The 13,417-nt window shown below is 29.7% G+C and carries 6 protein-coding genes and 1 pseudogene; 3 read left to right on the forward strand and 4 right to left on the reverse strand.

The annotated features are described in order from the left end of the window. Positions 1-955 precede the first annotated feature (955 nt). Complete coding sequence (gene hemJ / locus ETSB_RS05275) at positions 956-1,531, reverse strand: protoporphyrinogen oxidase HemJ (RefSeq protein ID WP_044106742.1); 576 nt, start codon at positions 1,529-1,531, stop codon at positions 956-958. Between the two features lie 355 nt (positions 1,532-1,886). On the opposite strand from hemJ, the gene shc reads away from it, so the two are divergent. Then, complete coding sequence (gene shc, locus ETSB_RS05280; protein WP_044106744.1) at positions 1,887-3,818, forward strand: squalene--hopene cyclase; 1,932 nt, start codon at positions 1,887-1,889, stop codon at positions 3,816-3,818. Positions 3,819-3,928: 110 nt separating this feature from the next. On the opposite strand, the gene ETSB_RS05285 is transcribed toward shc, so the two are convergent. After that, positions 3,929-4,426: a peptidylprolyl isomerase gene (locus ETSB_RS05285; RefSeq protein WP_044106745.1), complete on the reverse strand. Its 498-nt coding sequence runs from the start codon at positions 4,424-4,426 to the stop codon at positions 3,929-3,931. 1,404 nt (positions 4,427-5,830) lie between these two features. Here ETSB_RS05285 and ETSB_RS05290 point away from each other — a divergent pair. Continuing rightward, positions 5,831-6,499: pseudogene (locus ETSB_RS05290) on the forward strand (ATP-binding cassette domain-containing protein). Positions 6,500-7,821: 1,322 nt separating this feature from the next. Here the strand turns inward: ETSB_RS05290 and grxC are convergent. Together grxC and ETSB_RS05305 are read right to left on the reverse strand one after the other, a co-directional pair. Continuing rightward, on the reverse strand, positions 7,822-8,133 hold the full coding sequence (gene grxC, locus ETSB_RS05300; RefSeq protein ID WP_044106748.1) for a glutaredoxin 3: 312 nt from the start codon (positions 8,131-8,133) through the stop codon (positions 7,822-7,824). 767 nt (positions 8,134-8,900) lie between these two features. Then, positions 8,901-9,563, reverse strand: coding sequence for a TVP38/TMEM64 family protein (locus ETSB_RS05305; RefSeq protein ID WP_044106749.1), 663 nt, complete (start codon positions 9,561-9,563; stop codon positions 8,901-8,903). Between the two features lie 2,493 nt (positions 9,564-12,056). Between ETSB_RS05305 and ylqF the strand changes: the two genes are divergently transcribed. Further along, positions 12,057-12,896 (forward strand): ribosome biogenesis GTPase YlqF, encoded by an 840-nt coding sequence (gene ylqF / locus ETSB_RS05310; RefSeq protein WP_044106750.1) that lies wholly within the window; start codon positions 12,057-12,059, stop codon positions 12,894-12,896. Positions 12,897-13,417 lie beyond the last annotated feature (521 nt).

Raw genomic sequence — 13,417 nt, forward strand, 5'->3', positions numbered from 1 at the left:
AAACATAGTTATTTTTTGAACTTTATAAACAGAAGTATACTTTAAAAAAAGCTTTTAAAATAAAACCAAAAGACACGATAACAAACTATATTGTCGAATAAGTTATTTGAATAAAAATATAAGTGCTATTTGTTAAAAACACTACTTTTATTCTCACTATCTAAGTTAAAGTGCGACGAGATAAACGCTTATCTAAAATAGTAATTACTAATAATCAAGGCTATTATTTTTAGATAGAAACAGCACTAATTAAAGCTGAATTACCATTTGCAACTAAATAAAGAGAGATTTGGGGGAGGAAATAGATATAAGCAATCAACCGAATAAAAAAGTAAATAAAGCGATTCTAAACACTTCTATTTCTTGAATATTTAATATAAAATATATTTTCAAATAGCTGTCAACTATTTAAATCAAAAAACGCTTATAAAATTAAATTTTATTAATTAGTTAAAGTAACTATATCATCTATAGTCTAACCCGATTAAGAAGGTAAGTTAATTAGTATATAAAGAATATGGACTGCTAGGAATATAGAGAAATTAGCTAAATGACGACTAAAGTCAACACCAATTTTACAATTACTTTTTTCCAATTGTTTCTAGAAGTCACTTATAATCTACTCAAATATTGATTATAAGTGACTTCTAGAAACAATTTTTAAACCATCGACTCCAAATTCATTTTTTTAAAAAATAAAATGATAAAAATAAAAAATATTTTACTAATTAGGGTCATTCATGCTGACTCTAATCAATTCTGTTATTAAACATATGGGTTACTTCCCTTGTGCTGAATTTACAAGGTAATACTTTTTTATAAAAAAGTATTTTTATATTGACTAAAATTAATGATTTATAAAGGTTAAAATAATCAGAATAACCAAGAATTAAAATAAAAAGTGAAAGAGTGTTAGACACTAGAGTTTTTACTAATTTTCAACAATCAAAATATTTTATAGTTTCGTTACTTTTAATGATTTTTGTGTTTTTTCTTGATTACGATAACGTTTTTTCGTATAAAGTTGAATTGAAAGAGTTATTGTAATAATAAGAGTGAAAACTAGTAAAGTAGTCAAGTATAATGGTAAATTTTTTTTAAAAACGGCTAGTAAAATAATTATGACCAATAATATGGTTGGAGCTTCATTGAAAGCGCGAAACTGTTGACCTGTCCATTGGCATTCTCCTTTCTCCAACTGTTTCATAATCCAGCCACACAAGAAATGATAAGCTAAAAGTAGGGCGACGAAAGCTAACTTAATATGTAACCATCCTAACTTTAAAATTTCAGGTTTTGTAAAAATTAAACCAATAGCCATGGTCACTGTCATTACCATTCCTGGTGTGGTAATGATATTATAGAGACGTTTTTCCATAATTTCATATTGAGTTTTAAGGATCGTTTGGGCAGGTTCAGTTTCTTGAGAAGCCTCCACATGGTATACAAATAAACGAACTAAATAAAATAATCCTGCAAACCAAACCACAATACCAATAAGATGAAAGGCTTTGAACCAAAAATATATCATTATACTTGTTTACAATTATATAAATTGAAACTAATTATTAATTGCAAGTGTACCGAGTTCTTTAAGAGTTATCTAAAAATCCTCAACAAAAATTCATAGAAGACCTTACATAACTTTTGAGAGAATTTATTTTCTTAGTATCAAATACTTAGTTTTTAAAATTTTAGAGTATAAATTAGTTCCTGATATCTAAATCTATTTTGACAAGGAGCAAATTATCGCCTATTTCCCATCAGGTAGACTTTCCAGATAGACTGTATTTAATTGACTTTAGACAAACCACCTATAGTGACTTAAGATGATCTTGAACTAGCTATAATCTAGAAGGACAATCAAGGAGTGAAACGGAATATAGATGCAGATACAAAAGAGTGTGTCATCGGTCGAGATTAACTTATTCAACCTTAGTCAGGCTATCTTGTCCAGCCAAGACTATTTACTTTCCCAGCAATATCCCGACGGGTATTGGTGTGGGGAACTTGAGTCGAATGTTACTCTAACAGCCGAAACTGTTCTACTTCATAAAATTTGGGGAACTGACACAATTCTTCCCCTCCATAAAGTGGAAACCTATCTTCGTCGTCAACAAAATGAACAGGGAGGATGGGAACTTTTTTATAGTGACGGTGGAGAAATTAGTACTTCTGTTGAAGCCTATATGGCCTTGCGTTTATTAGGAGTTTCTCAAGAAGATCCTGCATTAATTCGAGCTAAGGACTTTATTCTCAGTAAGGGTGGTATTAGTAAAACTAGAATTTTTACCAAGTTTCATCTAGCTTTAATTGGCTGTTATGACTGGCGAGGAATTCCTTCTATTCCTCCTTGGATTATCTTATTTCCTAATAATTTTTTCTTTAATATTTATGAGATGTCTAGTTGGGCTAGAGAAAGTACAGTTCCCTTATTAATTGTCTTTAATGAAAAGCCTGTTTTCCAAATTGATCCAGTTTTTACGCTTGATGAATTATATGCCGAGGGGATTACAAGTGTAAAGTATATTTTGCCTAGTAATAAGAATTGGTCAGATATTTTTCTGATATTAGATAAAATTTTTAAATGGAGTAGAAAAAATAATTTAGTTCCCTTCTATAAAAAAAGTATTCAAGCCTCAGAACAATGGATTTTAAACCATCAACAAGAAAGCGGAGATTGGGGAGGAATTATGCCCCCGATGATCAACTCATTAATTGCTTTTCGGGTACTTAATTATGATGTAGCCGATCCCTGTGTTCAAAGAGGATTTGAAGCCATTGATCGTTTTTCCATTGAAGACGAAAAAACCTATCGTGTTCAAGCTTGTGTCTCTCCTGTTTGGGATACTGGTTGGGCCTTAAGATCTTTAGTTGAATCAGGGTTAAAACCGGATCATCAAGGTTTAGTTAAAGGAGGTGAATGGCTACTCAATCAACAAGTTCTTGACTATGGAGATTGGGCGATTAAAAATCATAAAGGAAAACCAGGGGGCTGGTCTTTTGAATTTACAAACCGTTTCTATCCAGATCTCGATGATTCTGGGGTAATAGTCATGGCTTTACATGGCGTTAAATTGCCCGATGAAAATCGCAAACAGGCTGCTATTAATCGTTGTGTGGAATGGATGGCAACTATGCAATGTAAGCCTGGGGGTTGGGCAGCTTTTGATGTGAATAATGATAAAAATTGGATCAATGAAATTCCCTATGGAGACTTAAAAGCCATGATCGATCCCAATACGGCTGATATCACTGCCAGAGTGTTAGAAATGTTGGGGTCTTGTGGCTTGGAAATCGACGGTGATAGGGTTCAAAAAGCTTTAACTTATTTAGATAAAGAACAAGAAGCTGATGGTAGTTGGTTTGGAAGGTGGGGCGTAAACTATATTTATGGAACCAGTGGAGTATTATCTGCCTTAGCAGTCATTGCGGCGGATACCCATAAACCCCAGATGGAAAAAGCCATTAACTGGCTAGTTAGTTGTCAAAATACTGATGGAGGATGGGGCGAAACCTGTTGGAGTTATGATGATCCTTCCCTCAAAGGAATAGGAGTTAGTACTGCCTCTCAGACCGCTTGGGCCTTAATTGGATTATTGGACACGGGGAAAGCATTAGGAACTTTTGCCACCGATGCTATAAAACGGGGTATTAACTATTTGCTAGCTAGCCAAACAATTGAGGGAACTTGGGAGGAAGCCGAGTTCACAGGAACAGGGTTTCCGTGTCATTTCTATATCCGTTATCACCTTTACTGCCATTATTTTCCGTTAATGGCTCTGGGCCGTTATTATAAACTATCATCCCAAATGTAATACCTTAAAAAGGTGGGAATCCCTCACTTTATCACTTTTGACAACCTTAAAACACTACATTAACTGCAAAGACAAATAACCTTCCGTCTCTACTTTAATTTGATATTTTTTTAAAAAAGTTCCCCACAATCAGTAATAACAACTTTTGCTGTTGTCTGTCCTTCATCAGTTCCGACTTTTTCCATCATTTCTACGATTTCATATCCTTTGAATACTTTTCCAAAAACGACGTGTTTACCATCTAGCCAATTACAAGGTACAGTACAAATAAAAAATTGAGAGCCATTGGTATCAGTCCCAGCATTAGCCATAGACAAAATTCCAGGTTCAGTATGCTTGAGTTGAAAGTTTTCATCCTTGAAGAATTTACCATAAATTGATTTACCTCCTGTGCCATCACCTCGGGTAACATCACCTCCTTGACACATGAAATTAGGAATGATGCGATGAAAAATACTATTTTTGTACCCAAACCCAGCTTTTCCAGTACATAATTGACGAAAATTTTCAGCAGTTTTAGGGACAATATCAGTAAAAAGTTGAAATTCTATACGGCCAGTCTTATGTCCGTTAATTTCAATATCAAAAAATACAATTGAATTCACCATGGTAAAAGTTTTGGTATTTTAAATTAGGAAGACGATGTGATTACAATGGACTTTATTCATTGAAATCCTCATTCCTTGATTATACTATAGGTATGTCTACGATAGATTATTTACGATAGATATAATCAGCTCTTTCGATACTTGGGGACAAACATTGGAAATAATTATCAGATTTAATTTAATGGGTTAGAGTATGTATAAAAAATTAATTAGTTTTATCTCAAAATAAATTAACCAAACACACAACTATTCGAGGTAGTTAAGCACTGACATACTAATTTAAATATATAAATATAGTTAATCTAAAAGTATAAAGCGATTACTAAAAATCGAGAGCAAAAACCTGGTATAATAGAGCGAACAGTCAGAATAGAAAATAGTTATGTTAACTATTACAAGACAATCAACTTAAAAGTTAAATTTAGACCTCTATATTTAGTATTTTTATAACTTTTTTTTTGCTGTCATTGTTCATACGAGATGTTTAACAATTGATCTTATAATAGCGTGAATCATTTCTGGCGAATATAGTGTTCAACTTCATTGCTTATTGATATATGCAATGAAGTTGAACACTATATATATAAAACCTACAGTACTGAAGATATAGTTAGTAAAACACTTTGTAGTAATGCGAACTGTAGTAAATTTATTGACTATTTCTGGTTCAAGACTAAATATAAAACTTTTAAAAAAATTGATTAAATCATTTTACCTAGACTAGTCAAAAATATCATTTCTTTTAAAGAATTTTATTTAAAATTAATTAAATAATTTATATAGAACTCAATATTTAACTAATTTTATCGAATAGTTTATGGTTTCTATTTTATGTATTTAAGCAAATATATTCTTTATGCAAAAAATATCCACAAACATAACCTTTTAAATTTAAATTTAAAAGGTTATTAGTTAAATGTAGTATAAAGAAAATATTCAATAGGTTTAATTTTTAACATTAATAAGAGATTATTTGTTTTATCTAACAACAATAAAAAAATAGTATTATAAATTATTAACTGCAGATACCAAATACTAAAATAGTGAGGTGTAATCAATATATTAATAGTTATAATATATGAAATATATTTACTTATTTATATTTTTTTAAAATTTATAATGTTATAGTTAACAGGGAATAAAAAGTGAGTTGATAGCTAATTTAAAATTTAAATAGAATTAACTTTTTAAGTTAATTCTGATTTGATATTCAATTATTTAAACTAAAATCTAGTCTTTTTGCATTTAAAATAATTTTGTTTCTACTGAACAACATAAAATATACTGGGAGCAAAAAAATACATGTGTTTTTTTGTTATGATTGGGCAGCTAGCAGATTTATCGCTCAAATTTAAGTGACTTTAAAATAGGCTAATGACTATTCATTAATCTGATCAACTTTTAATTAAGGCAATCCACTTATACAAAAGTTTTGAGGATCTAGGTGCCGTTAATGATGTTCATATTGAAGTACCAACTGGAAATACTACGGGGTTGATTGGACCAAACGGTGCAGGTAAAACTACCTTATTCAACCTACTTTCTAACTTTATTCGTCTTAACCAGGAAAAAGTAATTTTTGATGATTCTCCAATTCATCCCCTATCTCCCTACGAAATTGCCCTAGAAGGATGTGTTCGTACCTTTCGACTACCATGGATTCTTTCCCAACTTACTCTCCTAGAAAATATGTTATTAGCGACCTAAAAACAAACAGAAGAAAATTTTATTCAAGTTTGGTTACAACAAAAACAAGCTGAGCAGGAAGAGCGATAAAATTGGGTAAAAGCCTTGTAAGGGCTAAAATAAGTAGAAATAGCGATAAAAGCTTATAATTATGCTGGGGCTTTATCAGGAGGTCAACGTAAGTTGTTATAAATTGCTCGTGCTGTGATGACCCGCCCTAAACTTATTTTACTCGATGAACCAGCTGCAGAAGTCAATCTTAAATCGTGTAATCATATTTGGGTGTTAGCTAAAGGAATTAATCTTGCTAATGCTACTCCAGAAGAAATTCAGAATAATTCCTCAGTTCTTGAGGCTTATTTTTTTCAGAAAATAAAGTTTCTTTGAGAAGTGTATAAAAATTATTATAATATATCTCTTTTTTAAAGAGATCGACTCTATTCTTATGTTTAATAAGTACCGGATAAATATGTTTTCATTAACTTAAACTACAGATGTTGGTGTTGTTCTGTTCAACGGCTATCTACTCTGACGGAAATGTTTAGCCATATTTTAGAAAAGTGTTAAGTAAGTAGCTCTAAATAAACATTAAAAACTATAAATTATTTTGTATTTCTGATATTCAAACAATGATAGTTAACTTCATATTGCTTCTATGGGAATTGTTTACGGTAATTTCTTTGAATAAAACTTTGTTTAACTGTCTCAGCTAAATCATATTTATCCTCAAATACTCTTCCGTAATTTTATGAGCTTTTATTGGATGTTATTTTTTTCCTATATATATTTAATTATGGATTATTAAGTTGGTACATAAAATAGACATAATCCTTTTTATTTCTATTGTTTTAGTTTGATGTTAACTAAACCATTTGCATACACCGAGTCATTATCAAGAACAATTTATTTTATCTATTCCTTTGTCTTGACAGTATCTTTTAGCTTATCTGCTTCTTTATCTGAAATAATCCTACTTTTTTGGCTTTTTTCTTTTAAGACTATAGAGGAATTCTCATACTCACTTTTGTTACTTTTTATATATAGCCCCTTTCTTTATAATCTTATGTATTTTTCTGTCACTTTATTTAACCTTTCCCTGTTTTTTTATATTTTATATGATTATAGACTACCCAAGTTTTTTCCTCTACTTCTCGAAAAATCTCGCAACTCTTCTCTTTTTTAACAATCTATCTAGAAATTATTTTGCTAACTACATTTTATGATAAATAATTTTACCCAATCTACAATTTTTTTTAGCTGAGTTTTATGGACAAGCTGTCAATAAGTGAGTAGTATTCTTGAACTATTTTCTATTTTAGACTTATTTAAGCTTACTTTTTTATTACTAGTTCTATTCCTTATACACCTCATCTCTATTGTATCCCTATTTCTTTAAATATCGAGATAAAAAGCCACCCTGTCATAACTGATAGGGTGGATGAGGTCACTGGTTCCATCCGAAGAGGAAATCTAAAAACTTTAGAACTAAACTTGCGGGATATATCCCCAGAATCACAGCTATTTAAGCTGTCGAACCAAGAATCAAACACGAAGCTCTTCATACACAAGAACAAGGCTGTATCACTTCTAGTTTTTACTAAACTTGTATTTTGTGACGACGAGATAATCGGAGCTAGGGGTTTTTCTTTTTACCTGCCCACAATAGTCTCAGTTTTCGTTCTCCTGGCGCTTCACCTAATAGGATGAACTCAAAGAGTAACAGCTAAAAGCGTATCTAATTTATTAGTCTCGTTGAGAGCATAAAGCTCATCACAGCCTCCAATATGTTCATTATTAATAAATATCTGAGGTACACTACGCTTTCCGTTAGATCTTTGAGACATACTATCTCTAGCTGTTTCGTTACCATCAATTTTATATTCATTAAAGTTAACCCCTTTCCACCACAGAAGAAATTTTGCACGAATACAAAAAGGACAGGCTCGCCAAGTATAAATTTCAACGTCAGCGTTAATTTTTTCAGGATGACGGCCAAGAAAAGAGTTAATTGTGTTTAACATGAGTTGAATCCTTAATTGTTAATGATTCATAGCCAAAATTATGGAATTTCCTATGAAAATTTAGCTGATGATTGCATCGATGTTATTTTAACTTAGTTTTGGTTAACGGAATTTGTCAATATCTTTGATTGAATATCTTTAATTAATCCTTCCTGGTCATCAAAGATAGATGCTAATAAGCAATCACCTTTTTCTTTTGTTGCAACTTTAACATTACCCATTGCCCCACTTTGAGTCAATTTTTGGGTTAACTAAGTAAAGAGTAGTTTTACTTTCATAGTCAGTAAACTATTTTAAGGTAAACTCTGATGACATTATTTCACTACTTTTTCTATTTTTACTTAAGTTTGGCAACCAAAAAAATAGAATACTAGTTTATACATCTTTTGTATGAATTCCATACTCTAATTTGCGTTTAATTAACAGATCTTTAACAACATAAGGAACTTACAAAGTAAACATTAGTATGAACAGGGTAAAGTATAAGTGGGAATCCATTATTCTAATTTTTCTAATTGTTTTCCCTAAAACCTCCATTACAATCGCAGAATCTACTACCATAGGCAAATGGACGCCATTTTGTATGACTGTCCCAGCAGATCATACTATAACGATATTTTCTATATTTAATATCGCTTGAATATTTGTCCAAGTTAAACAGCTAAAGAAGTATTTTAGGAGGAATAAAATCGTACATAATAATTATGAGTTTGATTGCTCAAGTTATCTATATTTAGTTAACGTAATCATCAAGATAATTTTAACTTTTACCGTTTGGCTTTATTTGAACGCGGGGGTTGACGACGACGATACCAAGCCGAAACTCCTACTAAAATTCCAGTTAATGTAAAACCACACAGTAGAGGCAAAATATTGCCTTGATTAAGAGACTTAAAACCAGCTCCTATCATGACAAAAGGCAGAATTCCTGGAATAATTCCCAAGACAGTTCCAATCAAATAATCTTGAAATCTAATTGATGTTAATCCTGCTGCAACATTAACAATCCCATAAGGAATAATCGGTAGTAAGCGAATAGCAAACAAATAAAATAAGCCACCCTGACGTATTTCTGCGTCTATTGCTTCCCATTTGTAGGCAAGTTTTCGCGTGACATATTTTCTTCCTAGGGTACGGGTGAAAGCGAAAGATAAAATGGCTGCTAACATAGCTGCAATCGTTGTCCAAAATACTCCCCACCCAATTCCAAATAATGCTCCACCACTTAAATTGAGGGGAGTTGAAGGTAAAATTAGTAAAGTTGCTAAAGTGTAAATAATTATGTAGAGAATAGGAGCTAAAATTCCCATTTTATTAAGCCAAAGTTGCAATTCTTCAAAATCAATTTTTCGAATTAAACCTACACCAATTACAGTGATAGCTATACAAAAAATTGTCAGTAAAATTACTTTGTGTTTCCCTTTGGTCATCTACTTTTCTCCTCACGAAACTTAACCTATAAGGTTATCATACTAAATCCGATTGTAAAAACCTACTTATTTAGGAGAGAAATAATATAAATAAAAATGATACATAATTTTTATCTCAAATAGAGAAAAAAAACTACCATGCTAGATTAAGATCATAAAGAATTTTTATTTATATATAAATATAAACACTAATTCAGTAAATATTATGTAATTAAATTTTAATATTTAATTACATAATAGATAACAGCTAAATTTTACAAATAAATTTTTAGTTAAATATATAAAATAACCTAAAAAACCTTAATTAATAAGATGTAATTTCTAATTATATTTTTGTTTTTTATGTGCAAGAATATAATTAGAAATTACCAGAAAATATCTGCTAGCTTTCTCTATAGAATCAGAGTTTTTACAAAATTATATATATAAGAATTTTAAAATATCTAATGAAATTAATACTACTAAATATGTTTAATTTTTTGGCAAAATAAAAGATAAAATTAAATAATTAACTCATTACTTTTTAATGTTATTTTTTCATTATTTTAGGACAATAATCAGCATAAAATAAATGTTCAATGCAGCTTTAAAATATATTTTTTTTTAGAAAAAATCTGATTTTTTACAAATTTTTAAAGTACATTATCACAAGCAAGATCACCTTTTTTTAAAAATTACCTTTTTCTACTAAGCTATTCACTGTAATTTTATCCAACATTAGACAATCAAGTAGGTAAGTCCAAAGAAAGCTATAATAGAGGAGTAGTTTAAAAAGGGCAATTACTAGATACAAATATAGAATAAAGTCAAACAAGATGTTAGACTTTATTCTATAAACTAATAGGTTTACAATTTTCGCCTAACCAGTAATAATTCACATTGTCATAAGATAAATCTATAAACATCTCAGATAAACAACCAAAGCCTGAAGATTTTGATTCAGCAATCACATACCAAGTATACAGGGCTAAATAGTACTTAGCTATCGTAACTCTCACAAAAAACCCGGCAGCTAAGTGCTATTTATACAACTACCTTTATTTTTAGCGATTATTTTAAGTTTTTAGGCTAATTATGTTTGACTTTATTTGTCAATACGTAAAAATAATTAATTATTATTTTGGATGATATAAAGAACTGAATATAATGTCTATTTTAGCATAATCTATATCAAGTATAGATTATGATTGATTGATAATTTTTAGGTTAGTTTACAGAATTAGAATCTATCTTCCCTATAATAGTTACTGATAAAAAATCGGCTTATTTTTTTACCTGTAATTTACTCTATTCAAAAAATTTTTGGTTTAATTATTTTAAGTAAAACGGTTTTGTTAATTTTAGTTTAATTGTAATTTTAGAGATTGTCTATTTTGATTATTTATTGCATATTTAATAAATATTAATTATAGCAATTATTTTATTTTTTTTAAAAAATTAATAGGAATGCAGCCGAGTATATTTTGTATGGTATTTATGTATATTGCTGGTCTAATTAGATAATTTTTTTAACGAAAAGTAATAACTAGTAAATTATTATTAGAAGCAACCACAATAATCTGATAAAATTAAATACATATTCATGGTTTAAAACTATTTTTTATTTGTGTTTTAATTGTCAATTCTATTAGTTAAATAGTTATATCAAATTCCTATCTAATTATTGATCAAATAGCTATTTTAGTACGTATTTTATATTTAATAGTAATCATTAATTACTATTAATATCCTGATTTTATACTAGAATTATAACTAATATTATTATTGTTTTTATCATCCTATTTATTGATTAACTGATTTTATAATTATTTTAATTTTTTCCATAAATCACTATAGTGCTAGTAATTTATGGTATGATATTTTTGTGAAATAAATTTTTACATTTGTTTTAGTAGGAAAAAAGTTAATTTTTTACTCAATTTCTATTAAATCTAAATATTGGTAAATATTTACATTCTATTTGTTAAAATCTGATCACTATCTTTAATATTTAAGTCTCAAGATATTAAAGATAGTTTAACTATTATTCTTTGTACAAATACGAACGTTTGTTATGGATTCAAAATAATGTTGGCATTTAATTAGCATTGCTGTCAATAAAACCTTTAAACTTAAGTAGATTTATATTTTGCATAAAACATAGATTAATTTAAATAAATTTTAAAGTTAACCAACGATATAGTTATGTTTTATGCATAGTACTAAAAACTAAGCCCGATTAACAGATTCAAAAACTATTTATTTACAAACTCTCTCAGTATCATGAAATTATATTAATTTAAAATTTGGTAAAAAATAACCTATACAGTAGTAATTTTAACTGGTTTATATATATCTATATTTTTTTTAAATCATATAAATTTAAGGAACAAAAATCTATTAAACTCAAAAAAATAGAGAAATTTAATCGATCTAAAAAAATAGAAACAATTATATTTAAATATGGATGACTTCCTACATATTATCAATTACTAATTATCAATTTTCAAACCTATGTCTAAAATTCAGTGGTATCCTGGTCATATTTCCAAAGCAGAAAGACAACTTAAAGAACAATTAAACAAAGTTGATGTTGTTCTTGAAGTTCTTGATGCGCGAATTCCTCTAGCATCTCACCATCCCCAAGTTCCTAGGTGGATCGGCGAAAAACCTAGAATTCTTGTGCTTAATCGTGTAGATATGATACCAGAATTTGTACGTGAACAATGGATAACCTGGTTTGAAAATCATAAGGAAACGCCCTATTTCACTAATGCAAAACAGGGAAAAGGGGTGAAAGCACTCCATAAAGCTACTCAGACTCTAGGAGTAGCTATGAACCGACGAAGACGCGAGCGCGGGATGCTACCTCGTCCAGTTCGCGCAGTTGTCATTGGATTGCCAAATGTAGGAAAATCTGCCTTAATTAATCGTCTTTTGGGACGTAAAATTGTCGCTAGTGCTAGAAGTGTGGGGGTGACTCGTCAAATACGTTGGGTTCGGATTTCTGATACTATTGAATTATTAGATGCACCAGGAATAATCCCTAGTAACCTAGAAAACCAAAAAAATGCTGTTAAATTGGCAATTTGTGAGGATATTGGGAATGCAGCTTACGATAATCAACAGGTAGCAGGTGTGTTAGTTGATTTCCTAGTTGAATTGAACTTTGAAACAATCTTGCGATCACGTTATCATATTGATCCCTTAGACATGACGGGGGAGGAGTACATTCAAACTCTAGGTCATGAATGCTATCAAGGGGATGTTGAAAGAGCAAGTAGGCAATTATTGAATGATTTCCGCAAAGGACTTATGGGGTGTGTTCCTTTAGAATTACCACCGATGAAGTAGTCAATAATATTAACACTTACTTTTGAATACAATGGCTTTTTTAAACAAAAAAGGAACATGAACGGGAGTATCGATTAATGAGTAGTTATAAAATAAACTTCAACTTTTAACTAAGTTACCAACTACATTTTATCTATTAATCATTTAATTTGGAGGTGAGTAAACATGTTAAAAACTTGATCATTTTTGTTTATCTACTACTTGATAAAAACTGAAAGTTAAGAAAATCAGGCTAATCTCCCTAGCTTTAATTATTAGGGTTTTTGATTAGCTTGTTTAAATGAAGAACCACTGGTAAATCATGAATAACTACAAACATAGATAATAAATAGCTAATTCGGAATTAACAGTAAAAGGCAATTGATTATCAGGATAGACTATGGTAAATTTGTCTAAACTAAAATGCAAATTTTCAAAAAGTAATAATTAACCAATTTTTTGTTCATATACTATTGTTTATAGTAATCCAACAATAAACAATAGTATATATAGCTTTATTTCCTATTCCTAATTGGGCGGCT

Origin of the sequence: cyanobacterium endosymbiont of Epithemia turgida isolate EtSB Lake Yunoko (assembly GCF_000829235.1) — a bacterium.
Lineage (GTDB): Bacteria > Cyanobacteriota > Cyanobacteriia > Cyanobacteriales > Microcystaceae > Rippkaea.